At 67.9% G+C, this 14,577-nt stretch carries 14 protein-coding genes; 7 read left to right on the top strand and 7 right to left on the bottom strand.

Annotated elements, in window-relative coordinates; all coding sequences use genetic code 11:
• Positions 1-43: 43 nt before the first annotated feature.
• The gene (locus tag CT3_RS20740) at positions 44-2,050 is read right to left on the bottom strand and encodes a methyl-accepting chemotaxis protein (protein WP_098065976.1); all 2,007 of its coding nucleotides are present in this window, start codon (positions 2,048-2,050) and stop codon (positions 44-46) included.
• Positions 2,051-2,388: 338 nt separating this feature from the next.
• On the opposite strand from CT3_RS20740, the gene CT3_RS20735 reads away from it, so the two are divergent.
• A complete protein-coding gene (locus CT3_RS20735; RefSeq protein WP_066538174.1) occupies positions 2,389-3,537 on the top strand; it encodes an NAD(P)/FAD-dependent oxidoreductase in 1,149 nt (382 codons plus the stop codon).
• 153 nt (positions 3,538-3,690) lie between these two features.
• Here the strand turns inward: CT3_RS20735 and CT3_RS20730 are convergent, their stop codons facing one another.
• The 3 genes from CT3_RS20730 to pyrF all read right to left on the bottom strand — a co-directional run bounded on the left by CT3_RS20730 (position 3,691) and on the right by pyrF (position 6,541).
• Positions 3,691-4,662 (bottom strand): Bug family tripartite tricarboxylate transporter substrate binding protein, encoded by a 972-nt coding sequence (locus CT3_RS20730; RefSeq protein ID WP_066538172.1) that lies wholly within the window; start codon positions 4,660-4,662, stop codon positions 3,691-3,693.
• A 132-nt stretch (positions 4,663-4,794) separates the two neighbouring features.
• The gene (locus tag CT3_RS20725) at positions 4,795-5,688 is read right to left on the bottom strand and encodes a LysR substrate-binding domain-containing protein (RefSeq protein ID WP_066538170.1); all 894 of its coding nucleotides are present in this window, start codon (positions 5,686-5,688) and stop codon (positions 4,795-4,797) included.
• Between the two features lie 25 nt (positions 5,689-5,713).
• Positions 5,714-6,541: an orotidine-5'-phosphate decarboxylase gene (gene pyrF / locus CT3_RS20720; protein WP_066538167.1), complete on the bottom strand. Its 828-nt coding sequence runs from the start codon at positions 6,539-6,541 to the stop codon at positions 5,714-5,716.
• A gap of 93 nt (positions 6,542-6,634) precedes the next feature.
• Here pyrF and CT3_RS20715 point away from each other — a divergent pair, with 93 nt between their 5' ends.
• The 3 genes from CT3_RS20715 (at position 6,635) to CT3_RS20705 (ending at position 8,892) form a co-directional block, all read left to right on the top strand.
• Complete coding sequence (locus tag CT3_RS20715) at positions 6,635-7,516, top strand: DMT family transporter (RefSeq protein ID WP_066538164.1); 882 nt, start codon at positions 6,635-6,637, stop codon at positions 7,514-7,516.
• A gap of 126 nt (positions 7,517-7,642) precedes the next feature.
• Positions 7,643-8,059 carry an RcnB family protein gene (locus tag CT3_RS20710; RefSeq protein ID WP_083520469.1) on the top strand — a complete coding sequence of 139 codons (417 nt, stop codon included), beginning with the start codon at positions 7,643-7,645 and terminating at the stop codon, positions 8,057-8,059.
• Positions 8,060-8,298: 239 nt separating this feature from the next.
• Positions 8,299-8,892 (top strand): exopolysaccharide biosynthesis protein, encoded by a 594-nt coding sequence (locus tag CT3_RS20705; RefSeq protein ID WP_066538160.1) that lies wholly within the window; start codon positions 8,299-8,301, stop codon positions 8,890-8,892.
• 124 nt (positions 8,893-9,016) lie between these two features.
• On the opposite strand, the gene CT3_RS20700 is transcribed toward CT3_RS20705, so the two are convergent.
• On the bottom strand, positions 9,017-10,210 hold the full coding sequence (locus tag CT3_RS20700; RefSeq protein WP_066538158.1) for a phosphoglycerate kinase: 1,194 nt from the start codon (positions 10,208-10,210) through the stop codon (positions 9,017-9,019).
• Positions 10,211-10,483: 273 nt separating this feature from the next.
• Here CT3_RS20700 and CT3_RS20695 point away from each other — a divergent pair, with 273 nt between their 5' ends.
• On the top strand, positions 10,484-10,741 hold the full coding sequence (locus tag CT3_RS20695; protein ID WP_066538156.1) for a hypothetical protein: 258 nt from the start codon (positions 10,484-10,486) through the stop codon (positions 10,739-10,741).
• 104 nt (positions 10,742-10,845) lie between these two features.
• Positions 10,846-11,523, top strand: a complete 678-nt coding sequence (locus CT3_RS20690) for an N-acetyltransferase (RefSeq protein WP_370510825.1) — start codon at positions 10,846-10,848, stop codon at positions 11,521-11,523.
• A gap of 29 nt (positions 11,524-11,552) precedes the next feature.
• Here the strand turns inward: CT3_RS20690 and CT3_RS20685 are convergent, their stop codons facing one another.
• Positions 11,553-12,113 (bottom strand): YaeQ family protein, encoded by a 561-nt coding sequence (locus tag CT3_RS20685; RefSeq protein WP_066538155.1) that lies wholly within the window; start codon positions 12,111-12,113, stop codon positions 11,553-11,555.
• 148 nt (positions 12,114-12,261) lie between these two features.
• The gene (gene purB, locus CT3_RS20680) at positions 12,262-13,641 is read right to left on the bottom strand and encodes an adenylosuccinate lyase (RefSeq protein ID WP_066538153.1); all 1,380 of its coding nucleotides are present in this window, start codon (positions 13,639-13,641) and stop codon (positions 12,262-12,264) included.
• Positions 13,642-13,791: 150 nt separating this feature from the next.
• Here purB and CT3_RS20675 point away from each other — a divergent pair, with 150 nt between their 5' ends.
• Complete coding sequence (locus tag CT3_RS20675; RefSeq protein ID WP_066538408.1) at positions 13,792-14,412, top strand: glutathione S-transferase N-terminal domain-containing protein; 621 nt, start codon at positions 13,792-13,794, stop codon at positions 14,410-14,412.
• Positions 14,413-14,577 lie beyond the last annotated feature (165 nt).

Here is a 14,577-nt window from a genome sequence, read left to right as displayed (position 1 = left end):
CCAGCGATGGGGCCGCAGTAGACCCGGCCGGGGCGGCCTGGCTTCAGGCGGAGGTCAGCGTATGCAGCAGGGCCGGGCGCTCGACGGTGCCACCGGCCAGGGCCGGTGTCGGCGGAGCGCTGCTGGCTTGCCCGCCATTCCAGCGGAAGGCCGAGACGGCGCGCACCAGCTCCTGACCCTGGGTGTGGAGGCTGGTGGCGGCGGCGGCCATTTGCTCCACCAGGGCGGCGTTCTGCTGGGTGACCTGGTCCATCTGCGTCACGGCTTCGCCCACCTGGGCCACGCCGGAGGCCTGCTCCTGGCTGGCGCTGCTGATGGCGGTGACGATTTCCGTGACCTTCTGGATGGCCAGCACCACATCGCCCATGGTGGCACCGGCCTGCTGGGCCAGCACATTGCCTTCGCCCACGCGGGAGACACTGGCTTCGATCAGCTGCTTGATCTCCTTGGCCGCTTCGGCACTGCGCTGCGCCAGGGCCCGCACTTCGCTGGCCACCACGGCAAAGCCCCGGCCCTGGTCACCGGCGCGGGCGGCTTCCACGGCGGCGTTCAGTGCCAGGATGTTGGTCTGGAAGGCGATGCCGTCGATCACGCTGATGATGTCGGCAATCCGGCGGCTGCTGTCGTTGATGCCCTGCATGGTGCCCACCACGCGCGCCACTGCGTCGCCGCCCTGTACCGCCACATCGCGCGCGGATTCGGCCAGGCGGCTGGCTTCGCGGGCATTGTCGGCGTTGTGGCGCACGGTGGCGCTGAGTTCCTCCATGGACGCGGCGGTTTCTTCCAGCGCGCTGGCCTGGCTTTCGGTGCGTGACGACAGGTCCTGGTTGCCCTGGGCGATTTCCGCGCTGGCCAGGGCCACGCTGTCCGCGCCGCGGCGCACCTGCTGCACGATGGGCAGCAGCCTGGCGCGCATCTGCTGCTGGGCACCGATCAGTTCGCCCACCTCGTTGCGGTCCACGGGCGCGTCGTGACCGGTCAGGTTGCCGTCGGCCACGGCCTGGGCCAGCTGCACGGCCTGCGACAGCGGGCGGGTGATGGAGCGCACAAAGGCCAGGGCCAGCAGCACGGCACCCACCAGGCACAGCGCCTGCAGTGCCACCACCGCCACCAGCTGCCGGCGCTGGCTGCGGGCGGCGTCTTCCAGGCGCTGGCTCAGTGCCTGGGCACCACCGGTGCCCAGCGCGTTCACTGCGTCGATGGCCTGGGTCAGTTTGTCAAAGTAGGTGGCGGGCGGCAGGGCCAGTGCCTGGGCTTCGATCACTTGGTCGTTCACCAGCGTCAGGCTGGCGCTGGTGAGGGCGCGCATGGTGTCGACCACGTTGCCCAGCGCGCTGCGGAACTCGGGATTGAGCTGCATGGCGCGCTCGGTGGCGCGGCTGCCGGTGCCGCGGATTTCCGTGATGCGGCGCACCAGGGCGCGCATATTGCCCCGGGTTTCGGGCGAGAGCTGCTTCTGCGCCAGCGCCGCCGTGCCCTGGGCCCGCACCATGCCCAGGCTTTCGCTCAGCAGGGGCGCCTGCACCAGGGCGGACTGGATCAGAGCCTGGATGTCGGCGTGGGACGTCAGGGTCAGGCCGTAGGCGTTCAGCAGTTCCTCGCTCAGCTGGTGCAGGCTGGTCACCAGCTGGGTGTGCTCGGCCATGCTCTGCGGAGGGGTGATGGCTTGGGCGGCCACTTTCTGCTCCAGGCCCTGCCAGGTCTGTGCCAGCTTGCGCAGTGGCTGCGGGGCATCAGCCTGTTGCAGGGCGTCCTGGGCCTGTTGCAGCGCCTGGTTCACGGCGTCGCGCACGGAGGGGCGGCGGTTGGCCATGCCGGTGTCGCCGCCCAGCATGCCGGCCGTGGTGCCGCGGTGCAGCTGGATCTGCTGCACCGCCTGGTTGATGGCCATCAGCGGTGCCATGCCAGCGGCTTCCTGGTCGGCGTGGCGCAGATTGCCCAGCACGTCCTTGATGTACAGCCCGGTGGGGATGGCCACCATCACCAATGCCAGCACTCCCAGGATCAGAAATTTCTGCGACAGGCGCAACTGTGAAAGCCAACGCGGCATGGGGGTTCCTTTGCGTGGGTGGAGTCCATGGGGCGCCAGGTCAGGTGGGCCGCGCCGCAGGGCCCCAAGGCCCACCGGGCGCGACCGCAAGCGCCCATGTTCCCAGTATGGGCAGCGGATCCGCATCTTTGCTGCGGTGCGGCGACCAGTGGCCGTGCGAGCGTCACCCGGTGGTCGATTGCGCCACAAACCAAAGGGTTAACCCTTGGATTGCTGCCAGGCTGGAGGCGTAGCACGCGGCAAGCACATCGCCGGTGTATGGTGGGCATCTTGAAGCAGCGGCGGGGGTCAAGTGCACCACCGCCCAGTGCGGTCACCGACCGCAGGAAGAACAGGCAATGCAGACAGCGGGTTGGGATGCGGTGGTGGTGGGGGCGGGCATGGCCGGTGCAGCCGCGGGATGGCAGCTGGCGCAGGCCGGCCAGCGGGTGCTGGTGCTGGAGCGCGAAACCCAGCCGGGCTACCACACGACCGGCCGCTCCGCGGCGCTGTTCGAAGAGCATTACGGACCGGCCCAGGTGCAGGCGCTGACGCGTGCCAGCCGGGCGTTCTATGACGCGCCGCCCGCCGGTTTTGCCGACGCGCCCATCCTGAGCCCGCGCGGCGTGCTCTACATCGCCACGGCCGCGCAGCGTGCGCTGCTCGATGCGGCCTACGCCGAAGCGCTGCGGCATGCGCCTGCGGCCCGCCGCCTGGACGCGGCCGCTCTGCAGGCACTGGTGCCGGTACTCCAGCACGGCATCGTCGACGGTTTTCTGGACGAGGGCGCGCGCGATATCGACGTGCATGGCCTGCACCAGGGCTTTCTGCGCGGCCTGCGCCAGGTCGGCGGCGCACTGTGGTGCAGTGCCGAGGTGACGGCGCTGGCGCGGGCGGCAGGGCTGTGGACGGTCACGCTGGCCGACGGCCGCAGCGTGCAGGCCCCCGTGGTGGTGAATGCCGCCGGTGCCTGGGCCGATGTGCTGGGCGGCCTGGCCGGGGCGGTGCCGATCGGCCTGACGCCCATGCGCCGCAGTGCCTTCACCTTCGGCGTGCCGGAAGGGGTGGATGCCACGCACTGGCCGGCGGTGATCAGCGCCGACGAAAGCTTCTACATCAAGCCCGACGCCGGCCAGTTGCTGGGTTCGCCGGCCAATGCCGACGCCACCACCCCGCACGATGTGCAGCCCGAGGAGCTGGATGTGGCCACCGGCATCTGGCGCATCGAAGAGGCCACCACGCTGCAGATACGCCGTCCCAGCCACACCTGGGCCGGGCTGCGCAGCTTTGTGAAAGACGGCGAGCTGGTGGTGGGCTGGGACGCGTCGCCCGCGCCGCTGCCCGGCTTCTTCTGGCTGGCCGCGCAAGGCGGTTACGGCATCCAGAGCGCCGCCGGCTACAGCCTGCTGGCACGCAACCTGATTCTGGGCGAGGCGGTGGATGCCACGCTGCGGGCCCAGGGCGTGGATGCGGCCGTGCTGTCGCCTGCGCGGGTACAGCGGGTCTGACATCCAGGCTCCGGCGCCGAAGCCTGTGGCACCGAGGAGGAAAGCGGGCTGCACCACCATGGTGCAGACGTAGAAAAGCCCCTGTGCCAGGGCAGCAGGGGCTTTGCATGCGCGGCAGGCGCCCGGGCTGTGCCAGGCGCTGCCCGCAGGCGATCACAGTTCGATCTTGGCCACGTCCACGATCTTCTTGTACTTGCCGATTTCGGTGTTTATGTACTTGCTGGGGTCCAGCTTGGGGTCCATGACCTGGGCGCCAGCGTCTTCCATCTTCTTGCGGAATTCGGGGGCGGCCATGGTCTTGTCCAGCGCGGCCTTGATCTTGGCGACCACGGGGGCAGGCATGTTGGCCGGGCCCATCAGCGAGAACCAGCTGTTGATGTTCACGTTCTTGAACTCGGGCTGCTCGGCCAGGGCCGGGATATCCGGCGTGGCAGGGTAGCGCTTGGCTTCGGTGGTGCCCAGGGCGACGACCTTGCCGGACTTGATCAGCGGCAGGCCCGAGGACAGCACGAACACGCCGAACTCGATGTTGTTACCCAGCACGTCATTGGTCAGAGCCGGCACGCCGCGGTAGGGCACGTGCTGCATCTTGATCTTGCCCTGGTCCTTCATCATTTCGCCAGCCAGGTGCAGGGCCGTGCCCACGCCGGACGAGCCGTAGCTGGTGGCGTCGGGCTTGGCCTTCACCAGGTCGATGAATTCGCGGGTGTTCTTCACGCCGGACTTTTGCGAGGCGACCAGCACCATGGGCTGGGATGCCACCATGCCGATGGGGGTGAAGTCGCTGATCTTGTACTTCACGGCCTTGTTCACCAGGTTGGCAATGGCCAGCTCGTTGTTGGCGCCCACCAGCAGGGTGTAGCCATCGGGCTTGGCATTGGCGACCTTCTGGGCACCGATGGCGCCGCCGGCGCCGCCCAGGTTTTCCACCACCACGGTCTGGCCCAGGTGCTTTTCGATCTCGTTGGCCACCAGGCGGCCCACCAGGTCGGTCGAGCCGCCGGCGGGGTAGCCCACGACGATGGTCACGGGCTTGTTGGGGTAGGAAGCATCAGCCAGGGCGGGAGCGGCCACCAGGGCCACGCCGCAGGCCAGTACGGTGCGGCGCAGGATAGTGCGGGTCATGAATTTCTGTCCTTCAGGGAGGAGGGGGGAGTGTTCGAAACGAGGTTGTTGCGAATTGTGCGATCTTCACCAGCAAGTTTGGTGCCAAAACGGCACATGCCCGTGCTGTTATCAGGGTATGCAAAAAACGCATCAAGCAGGTTGCAGAGCTTGCCAGAAATCCTCGGCCGAGGGGCTCAGTCGCCTTTTCGGGCGGTAGATGCGCACATCGAAGCGGATTTCCAGCGCGGCCCCCCCGGCCACGGCCAGCCGCCCGTCGCGGCAGTCGGCATGCACCATGGACCAGGGCAGCCAGGCCACCCCCAGGCCTTTGAGCGCGTATTCGTGTACCGCGTCGGCACTGTCGCACTCCACCAGACGCTGCAGGCGCGGGGCCTGGCGGTGGTTGGCCAGGTGGTCTTCCACCAGCCGGCCCAGCGCCAGGGCGCGTGCATAGGCCAGGTAGGGCACCGGTGTGCCCCTTTCAAAGCGGTAGCGGGCAGTGCCGGTCGCATCGGCACGGGCCACCGGCACCAGCTTGTCCGATGCCACATGCAGATAGTGGAACTGGCGCGTGTCCAGTCCGGGCGCCAGCGTGGGGTGGTGGTAGAGCAGCGAAAAATCGGCCTGGCCCTGCTCCAGCATCAACGCCGCCTGCTGCATGGAGGTGGTGCGCACCACCAGTTCGTGCTGGTTCAGCACCGGTTGCAGCTGCATCAGCCAGTCGGCGACCACGGTGCGCGCCAGCGTGCGGCCCGTGGCCAGGGTGATGGTGTGCGCCTGGCGACCGGCCGCGGCGCGCAATTCTTCCTGCGACTGTTCCAGCGTACGCACGATCTGTTCGGCGGAATCCAGGAACACCTCGCCCGCCGGCGTGAGCCGCACCGGGCTGCCTTCGCGCTCCACCAGGGGGGTGCCGGCCCAGGCCTCCAGCGCACGGATGCGCCGGCCGAAGGCCGGGTGGGTCACATGCCGCAGCTCCGCCGCACGGGTAAAGCTGCGCTCCTGCGCCAGGGCCACAAAGTCTTCCAGCCACTTGAGCTGCATAACAGGCGCTGCGCGGGGTGGGGGTTCAGCTGCGGGCGGCGGCCTGCAGCGTGGCGCGGGTGGCGATGGCCGCAGCGCGTGCGGCCTGGGCAAAGTCTTCGCCCTGCGATGCGTAGAGGATGGCGCGCGACGAGTTGATGATGATGGGGCCGCCGCCGATGCGTGCCGCCTTCACCGTGGCCACGGCATCACCGCCCTGGGCACCGACGCCGGGGATCAGCAGCGGCAGCGTGGGGGCCACGGCGCGCACGCGTTCGATCTCCTGCGGGCGGGTGGCGCCCACGACCAGACCCAGCTGGCCGTTGGTGTTCCAGGGGCCCTGGGCCAGCTTGGCCACATGTTCGAACATGTGCGGCCGGCCGGGGAGGTCGGCCAGGGTCTGTGCCTGCAGATCGTCCCCACCGGGGTTGGAGGTACGGCACAGCAGGAAGGCGCCTTTGCCCTCGTACTTGAGGTAGGGCGTGATGGAGTCGAAGCCCATGAAGGGCGAGAGCGTCACGGCGTCCGCACCGTAGCGTTCGAAGGCTTCCTTGGCGTACTGCTCGGCGGTGGAGCCGATGTCGCCGCGCTTGGCGTCCAGGATCACTGGCACATGGGGGGCGACGCGGCGCATGTGCGCCATCAGCTTTTCCAGCTGGTCTTCGGCGCGGTGGGCCGCGAAGTAGGCGATCTGGGGCTTGAAGCTGTTGACCAGATCGTAGGTGGCATCGACGATGGCTGCACAGAAGTCGTAGATCTTGGACGCATCGCCCTGCATGGCGCCGGGAAAGCGGCTGGGTTCGGGGTCCAGACCCACGCACAGCATGGAGTCATTGCGCGTGGACGCGTCGCGCAGCATGTCGAGAAAAGTCATAAAGCGCGATTTTAGAGGGGGCGGCCCATCGGCGCCCAGGCTGTCACCTGTGTCCCTCGGTGGCCCGGTTCTTGCCTGCACAATCGGCCGCCTATGCCCCGCTTCACGCCCCGTCAACTTGTCCTGCTGGTTTTGCTCACCGTCGTCTGGGGGCTGAACTGGCCCATCATGAAAGTCGGGGTGGCGCATTTCCCCCCGCTCACCTTCCGCATGGTGGCCATGTGGCTGGCCGTGCCGGTGCTGGCCGCGGTGCTGTGGCAGCAGAAAGCGCCCTGGACCGTGCCGCGCTCCGCCTGGGGCCGGCTGGCGGCGCTGACGCTGACCAATATGCTGTTCTGGCACTGCCTGATGATTCTGGCCATCCCGCTGCTGTCCAGCGGGCGTGCCGCCATCCTGGGCTACACCATGCCCATTTTTTCGGCCGTGCTGGGCGCGTTCTGCTTTGGCGACCGGCTGGCCGGCCGAGCCTGGGGCGGTGTGGTCGCTGCGGCCCTGGGCGTGGTGTTGCTGCTGTGGCACGAAACCGCCGCCATGGGCAGCCGCCCCGTGGGCGTGGGCCTGATGCTGGCCGCCGCCGCCGGCTGGGCCCTGGGCACGCAGCTGCTGCGCCGCACCAGCATGCCGGTGCCGCTGATGACGCTGTCGTTCTGGATGGTGCTGATCACGGCCGTCGTGCTGACCGTGCTGTCTGTGCTGCTGGAGCGGGAGCGCTGGGTGTGGCCGGACTCCACGGCCCTGGCCACCATCCTCTACAACGGTCCGCTGGCCATCGGCTTTGCCCAGGTGACCTGGTTCTTTCTGGCGCGCACGCTGCCGCCCGTGGCCTCCACGCTGAGCGTGATGCTGATTCCCGTGATCGGCGTGTTCAGCGGAGCCTGGTGGCTGGGCGAGGTGCTGCACTGGCAGGACTGGACGGCCGTGGGCCTGATGGTGGTGGCCATCGCTTCGGTGCTGTGGCCGGCGCGGTCGCGGTGACGGCCTGACGCTGCGGTGGCGGTACGCCCCGTCACGCAACTTTGCCTGCGCTTTACCTTGGCGTTGGCTGGGCGTTGCATGCACTGCCTACGATGGCTCCATCGATGTTTTCCGAGGAGGACCGCCATGCAAACGAGATTTTCCGCCGTGCTCGCCGCTGTGATCCTGGGCGCTGCCAGCCTGTCGGCCGTGGCCCAACCCGGCCCGCAGGGCGGACCGGGAGCGGAGCGCCACGACGCACCGCGCAAGGCGCCCGCCGCGCAGCCCCATCCGGGCAAGCCGGCCGCCCCCGCAGCCCACGCTGCACCCCATCAGCCTGCGCACGGCCAGGCCCAGCGCCATGGCGCCGGTCCGGACCACCGCTGGGTGCCGGGTTCGCGCGTGCCGCAGCAGTACCGGGGCCCGCACTATGTGGTGCAGGACTGGCAGCGCCATGGCCTGAAGCGGCCCGGGCGCGGTCAGCAATGGGTGCAGAACGGCCAGGACTATCTGCTGGTGGCCGTGGCGACCGGCGTGATTGCCCAGATCGTCTTCGGCCACTGAGTACCGGCAGGCCCGACCGCTGCGGCCGCCCTGGTCATCCCGTTCTGCAAGCCCGCCAGCAGCCTGGCGGGCTTTGTTTTTGATAGCTGCGTGCGCGCACGGGTATTGCGGAAAAAGCAGTGTTCCATGGGAACATCCGGGCCCAGGCCGCTACGCCGCTGCAACTTTGGGCGCTGTGCGCACTCAGACCGCATCCGGCTGCGTCCGCAGCCCTGTACCGCCCGCCACCCAAGGATGCCATGCTGAGCCATCTGCTCACCACCCTGATTGACGATATCGACGGTGACACCGTCACCCTGCGCGCGCTGCTGGAGGCCAGTGGCCGCCAGGGCATGCTGCTGATCTGCGCGCTGTCGTCGCTGCCGTTTCTGATTCCGGTGTCCATCCCCGGCGTGTCCACCGTGTTTGGCGCCGCGATCGTGCTGCTGGCCTGCGCGCTGTTCCTCAACCGCCTGCCCTGGCTGCCGCAGCGCATTCTGGACAAGCCGCTGGATGCCGCCAGGCTCAAGCCCGTGCTGCACAAGGGGGTGGCCGTGGTGCGCAGGATAGACCGCTGGGTGCAGCCGCGCTGGCCGGCGCTGACCGGCTGGACCATGCTGCGCGTGAACAGTGCCATGCTGGCATTTGGCGGCCTGCTGCTGATGGCGCCGCTGGGGCCGATTCCGTTTTCCAACACCGCACCGGCCGTGGGCATTCTGTTGCTGACCGTGGGCCTGGTGCAGCGCGATGGGCTGTTTGTGCTGCTGGGTTACCTGGGCCTGGTGCTGAGCGTGGCGTATTTCAGCGTGCTGGGCTATCTGGCCTGGACCGGTGGCAGCATGCTGTGGGGGTGAGCGCCCAGCCGGAGCAGAGGCCTGATCCCCCCAAAAGGAAAAAGCCCGCAGTGTGCACTGCGGGCTTTTTTTGAGGAGTCCCCTCGGGGCCGGCAGCGCACGGGCGGCCGTGGAGGGGTGATCCTCAGCCGTTGGCGCGCTTTTCCAGGATCTCGAAGGCAGGCAGCTTCTTGCCTTCCAGCACTTCCAGGAAGGCGCCGCCGCCGGTGGAGATGTAGCCCACGTCCTTCTCGATGCCGTACTTGGCAATGGCGGCCAGGGTGTCGCCACCGCCCGCAATGCTGAAGGCGGGGGATTCGGCGATGGCCTGGGCAATCACCTGGGTGCCATGGGCGAACTGGTCGAACTCGAACACGCCCACCGGGCCGTTCCAGACGATGGTGCCGGCCTTCTTCAGCTGTGCCGCCAGCAGGGCTGCGGTCTCGGGGCCGATGTCCAGAATCATGTCGTCGTCTGCCACATCGGTGGCTTTCTTGACGGTGGCCACGGCGTCGGCCGCAAAGGTCTTGGCGGTGACCACATCGGTGGGCACGGGCACATTGGCGCCGCGGGCGGCCATGGCATCGATCACGGCCTTGGCATCGGCCACCAGATCGGGCTCGGCCAGCGACTTGCCGATCTTCAGACCGGCCGCCAGCATGAAGGTGTTGGCAATGCCGCCGCCCACGATGAGCTGGTCCACCTTGTCGGCCAGGCTCTTGAGGATGGTCAGCTTGGTGGACACCTTGGAGCCGGCCACGATGGCGGCCAGGGGGCGTGCCGGTGCAGCCAGGGCCTTGTTCAGCGCGTCGATCTCGGCCGACAGCAGCGGGCCGGCGCAGGCGATGGGCGCGTACTCGGCGATGCCGTAGGTGGTGCCTTCGGCGCGGTGGGCGGTGCCGAAAGCGTCGTTCACAAAGATGTCGCACAGCTTGGCCAGCTTCTGGGCCAGTTCGGGCTTGTTCTTCTTTTCGCCCACATTCACGCGGCAGTTTTCCAGCAGCACGACCTGGCCGGGCGCGACTTGCACGCCGTCCACCCAGTTGGCGACCAGAGGCACCTCACGGCCCAGCAGCTCGGACAGACGCTGTGCCACGGGGGCCAGCGAGTCTTCGGGCTTGAATTCACCTTCCGTGGGGCGGCCCAGGTGGCTGGTGACCATCACGGCAGCGCCGGCCTTCAGCGCCATCTCGATGGCGGGCACGGAAGCGCGCACGCGCGTGTCTTCGGTGATGTGGCCGGCGTCGTTCAGCGGAACGTTCAGGTCAGCACGGATGAAAACGCGCTGGCCCTGGGCTTTGCCCTGGGCGCACAGGTCGGAAAAGCGAATGATGTTCATGGCGGTGAAACCGGCAGGTCTTATAGAAGTGTGGGAGACGAAATCGGGTCGCATTGTAGAGGTCGGGGCTTGCGCCGTGCTGAGAAGGCGGGCGGAGCTCTTGGGCAATCCCTGGACATTGGGCCGGTGCTGGCCGCGGCATTCCGCCCATATCGCACCCATTTGGTGCGATATGGCGCCGGTGCTGGCCGGCCATGGCCGGGGCGCCTAGGATGGCCGTTTTCCACCGACAGTGTGTATGCCGTGGTCCCCCGGACCCGGCATGTTGCCTCCATGCCCGCCTGCTGCCTGCCCCATGTGTCTGCCTGCCCCCGTGGCCTGGGGCTGCCCGTGCGCGCGCAGAACCTGCTGCTGCCGGTGATGGCGCGCCTGAGCGAGCGTGCCGTGGTGCGCCGTGAAATCGGCCCCCGCCAGGCCGCACGGCCTGTACGCGCTGGCCTGGGTGTCGCAGGCCAGCGTGTGGCGGTGAGCCCAGTGCCCCCGGAGCCGGTCAGCCCGCGCGGGCGCATGCCGACGGACAGGCACAGCTGAATCCTTGCGGGCACGCCGGTGCCCGCAGACCGGATGCGCGCGCCCAGCCGTCACGCCGCGCCTCCCGCTGGCCTGCCAAGGAGCATGCGGTGTACCTGCCTGCCATGGGGATGCTGTCCCTGCCTACTTTTGCTTGCAATTTTGCCGTGCCTGCGGTGTCCGCCTGGTGGCGGCGCCTGCGGCCGTTGCGGCCGCAGCTGCACACCGAGCTGCGCATCGACGTGATGCTGCCCCTGGTCGACGGCGAGCTGGAAGCGCTGTACGAGCGGCTGTATCAGCCGGGCAACAAGCTCTACGGGCTGGAGCGCCGCCCCCTGCACGACCCGCAGTTCGTGCTGCACTGGCGCGAGGCCGACGGTGAATGGTTTGCCTATGTGGAAGATGTGGCCAACGCCTGCCTGGCCGGCTACACCGTGTTCAACCGCCTGGTGGAAGTGGACCGGCGCACCGACCGCCGCGTGCGCTCGCCCCATTCCCGCCTGGCGCCGGCCTACCAGCGCCGCGGCATTGCCAGCGCGGTGTACCAGCAGGTGCTGGACCGGGGCGTCTGCTTGCTCAGCGGCGCGCGCCAGTCGCCAGGGGCCCACGGTCTGTGGAACCGGCTGGCGCGCAGCTACGACAGCCATTACGTGGCGATTGCCGGTGACAAATCGCTGCAGCACCTGGGCCGGCGTGTGCCCGACGGTGCGGTGCTGGACCAGCGTGCCACCCGCCGCCTGCTGCTGGGCACGGGGTGGGAGCTGGAGGCCTTTGCACAGGCCGTGCAGATGGACTGCGCCTAGCCCGCAAGCAGCGTCCCGCCGGGCGGGTCTTACTTCCAGCGGGTGGGTTCGACGACGACCATGCCCTGGTTGCTGGACAGCGTCAGCTGCCCTTCCTGGATGGTGGCCTGCAGCTGCATGCTGCGTTCGGCCAGGCTGCCCAGTTGCTGGGCGACCTCGGAGTCGATGTACAGCACCTCCAGCTTGTCCTGGCGGTTGACCTTGCCCTCGATGCCTTTCCACCACACATGCGCCGCGTGGTTGAAGGGGTAGACCAGCACATGGTCGGACTTGTTGCAGGCCTTGGTGATGGGCTTTTCCTCGGGCTGGCCCACTTCGATCCACAGGCGTTTCTGGCCGGTGTAGTCGGTGATGTGGACATCGGGATCGTCCGGGTCGCTCAGGCCGATACCAAAGCCCAGCGTGCCGTCGCCGTTGCACAGGGCCTGCAGCTGCCAGGCGTTCAGCGCCAGGGCGACCAGGCGCACCATCATGCGTTCGTCGGTCTCGCTGGGGTGGCGTGCCAGGGTCAGGTTGTGGTCGGCGTAGTAGCCGTGGTCGATGTCGGCAATCGACAGATTGGCTTTGAAGATGGTGGACTTGATGGCCATGGCGGGACGTGGTGGCGGTGCTGCCCGCAGGCAGTCCTTGGGAAACTGTCAAAAACAAGAGCCGCCCGCGCGCCGGCAGTGGCGCTGAGGCAGCTCTACAGGGGAGCCTTGCGGGTGTGGCCACCCGCAGGAAGGCGCAGGGCCCGGCTCAGACGCGGCGGGCCAGCTCGGCCGCCTTGCCGATGTAGGAGGCCGGTGTCATGGCCAGCAGACGGTCCTTGTCGGCCTGGGGAATTTCCAGGCCATTGATCAGGCGGTGCAGGTCTTCGGCCAGCACGGTCTTGCCGCGGGTGACTTCCTTGAGCTTTTCGTACGCGCCTTGCACGCCATAGCGGCGCATCACGGTCTGGATGGGCTCGGCCAGCACTTCCCAGGCATTGTCCAGGTCCTGCTGCAGCCGCTCTTCGTTCAGTTCCAGCTTGTTCAGACCGGTCATCAGCGAGGTGTACGCCAGGGTGGCATAACCGAAAGCGACACCGATGTTGCGCAGCACGGTGGAGTCGGTCAGGTCACGCTGCCAGCGGGACACCGGCAGTTTTTCGGACAGGTGCTTGAGGATGGCGTTGGCCAGACCCAGATTGCCTTCGGCGTTCTCGAAGTCGATGGGGTTGACCTTGTGCGGCATGGTCGAGGAACCGATTTCGCCGGCCTTCAGGCGCTGCTTGAAGTAGCCCAGGGACACATAGCCCCAGATGTCGCGCGACAGGTCGATCAGGATGGTGTTGGCGCGGGCCACGGCGTCGAAGATCTCGGCCATGTAGTCGTGCGGCTCGATCTGGATCGAGTAGGGCTGGAAGGTCAGGCCCAGGCCCTGGGGTTCGGGGGTCTCGATGACCTTCTGGCTGAAGGCTTCCCAGTCGAAGTCGGGCCAGGCGGACAGGTGGGCGTTGTAGTTGCCCACGGCGCCATTCATCTTGGCCAGCGTCTTGACGTTGGCGATGTTGTCCGAGGCCTTTTGCAGGCGCATCACGACGTTGGCGATTTCCTTGCCCACGGTGGTGGGGCTGGCGGTCTGGCCGTGGGTGCGGCTGAGCATGGGCACCGCGGCGTACAGGCGGGCCATTTCGCGCAGCTTCAGGATGATGCGGTCCAGGGCGGGCAGCACCACCATGTCGCGGCCGACGCGGATCTGCAGCGCGTGGCTGGTGTTGTTGATGTCTTCGCTGGTGCAGGCAAAGTGCACGAATTCGGCGGCCTTGAGCAGTTCGGGACGGGCGTCGAACTTGGCCTTGATCCAGTATTCCACGGCCTTCACGTCGTGGTTGGTGGTCTTCTCGATCTCCTTGATGGCGGCGGCATCGGCTTCCGAGAAGTTGCTCACCAGACCGTGCAGATAGGTGCGGGCACCTTCGGACAGCGGGGGGAACTCGGCAAAACCGGCATCCGACAGCGCGATGAACCAGGTGATTTCCACCTGCACGCGGCGGTGCATATAACCCTGCTCGCTCATGATGGGGCGCAGGTCGGTCAGTTTGGCGGCGTAGCGGCCGTCGAGCGGGGAGAGGGCGGAGATGTGGGACAGGCTCATGGGGGGCGATTGTAGGTGGGACGGCTGCAATGCGCAGAGCCTGCCCCCGACAGCCCCGATAGAATTTGGCCCAGATTCCGGTGCCGGCGCATGCCGGCCCGCTGCCACGCCGTCTCCCCGCTGCCTTCCGCGAAAGCTTCCGCCATGTCTTTGTTGCTGATTGGTTCCCTCGCCAGCCCCTATGTGCGCAAGGTGCGCATCGTGCTGGCCGAAAAAAAGCTGGACTACCGTTTCCAGGAAGACAACCCCTGGGCAGCGGACACGCAGCTGCCCCAGACCAACCCGCTGGGCAAGGTGCCGGCCCTGGTGCTGGACGGCAAGGAGGTGCTGTACGACTCGCGCGTGATCGTCGAGTACCTGGACACGCTGTCGCCGGTGGGCCGGCTGATTCCGGCGGGCGGGCGCGAGCGCGCCCATGTCAAGACCTGGGAAGCCCTGGCCGACGGCGTGCTGGACGCCGGTGTGGCCATGCGCCTGGAACAGACCTGGGCCGGCCGCAGCGACGCCCAGCGCTGCCAGGCCTGGGTGGACCGCTCCCTGGACAAGGTGCAGCGCGGCCTGGATGCCATGCAGGCCCAGGCGCCCGGCGCACAGCCGTTCCTGACCGGCCAGCATCTGAGCCTGGCCGATATCGCCGTCGTCACGGCCGTGGACTGGCTGGCCTTCCGCTTTCCCCAGCAGGACTGGCTGCAGGGACGCCCGGCCCTGGCGGCCCTGCGCGAGCGCCTGGCCCCGCGCGCCAGCTTTGCCGACACGGCGCCGCGGCTCTGAACCGCCCCGCCAGCCCCGACCGCCCGCAAAAAAGCCACCCGCAGGTGGCTTTTTGCTTTGCATAAAAACGTTGTGAAGCGTCCCGAAACGAATTAAGAGAGGGAGGGAGGAGAAGCGCTCCAGGATGGACAGATGCCAAGCATGCAGGCTTCACAACAATAAACC

Origin of the sequence: Comamonas terrigena NBRC 13299, assembly GCF_006740045.1 — a bacterium.
Classification (GTDB): Bacteria; Pseudomonadota; Gammaproteobacteria; order Burkholderiales; family Burkholderiaceae_C; genus Comamonas; species Comamonas terrigena.
Note: the sequence above shows the minus strand (reverse complement) of the source record. Positions and strands in the feature narration are given on the sequence as shown.

Coding starts and splice junctions, on each gene's coding strand:
- CT3_RS20725 (WP_066538170.1), bottom strand. CDS start 5,688: ATGCAGCTCAAGTGGCTGGAAGACTTTGTGGCCCTGGCGCAGGAGCGC.
- CT3_RS20715 (WP_066538164.1), top strand. CDS start 6,635: ATGCCCCGCTTCACGCCCCGTCAACTTGTCCTGCTGGTTTTGCTCACC.
- purB (WP_066538153.1), bottom strand. CDS start 13,641: ATGAGCCTGTCCCACATCTCCGCCCTCTCCCCGCTCGACGGCCGCTAC.
- CT3_RS20705 (WP_066538160.1), top strand. CDS start 8,299: ATGCTGAGCCATCTGCTCACCACCCTGATTGACGATATCGACGGTGAC.
- pyrF (WP_066538167.1), bottom strand. CDS start 6,541: ATGACTTTTCTCGACATGCTGCGCGACGCGTCCACGCGCAATGACTCC.
- CT3_RS20695 (WP_066538156.1), top strand. CDS start 10,484: ATGCCCGCCTGCTGCCTGCCCCATGTGTCTGCCTGCCCCCGTGGCCTG.
- CT3_RS20740 (WP_098065976.1), bottom strand. CDS start 2,050: ATGCCGCGTTGGCTTTCACAGTTGCGCCTGTCGCAGAAATTTCTGATC.
- CT3_RS20685 (WP_066538155.1), bottom strand. CDS start 12,113: ATGGCCATCAAGTCCACCATCTTCAAAGCCAATCTGTCGATTGCCGAC.
- CT3_RS20735 (WP_066538174.1), top strand. CDS start 2,389: ATGCAGACAGCGGGTTGGGATGCGGTGGTGGTGGGGGCGGGCATGGCC.
- CT3_RS20700 (WP_066538158.1), bottom strand. CDS start 10,210: ATGAACATCATTCGCTTTTCCGACCTGTGCGCCCAGGGCAAAGCCCAG.
- CT3_RS20710 (WP_083520469.1), top strand. CDS start 7,643: ATGCAAACGAGATTTTCCGCCGTGCTCGCCGCTGTGATCCTGGGCGCT.
- CT3_RS20690 (WP_370510825.1), top strand. CDS start 10,846: ATGGGGATGCTGTCCCTGCCTACTTTTGCTTGCAATTTTGCCGTGCCT.
- CT3_RS20730 (WP_066538172.1), bottom strand. CDS start 4,662: ATGACCCGCACTATCCTGCGCCGCACCGTACTGGCCTGCGGCGTGGCC.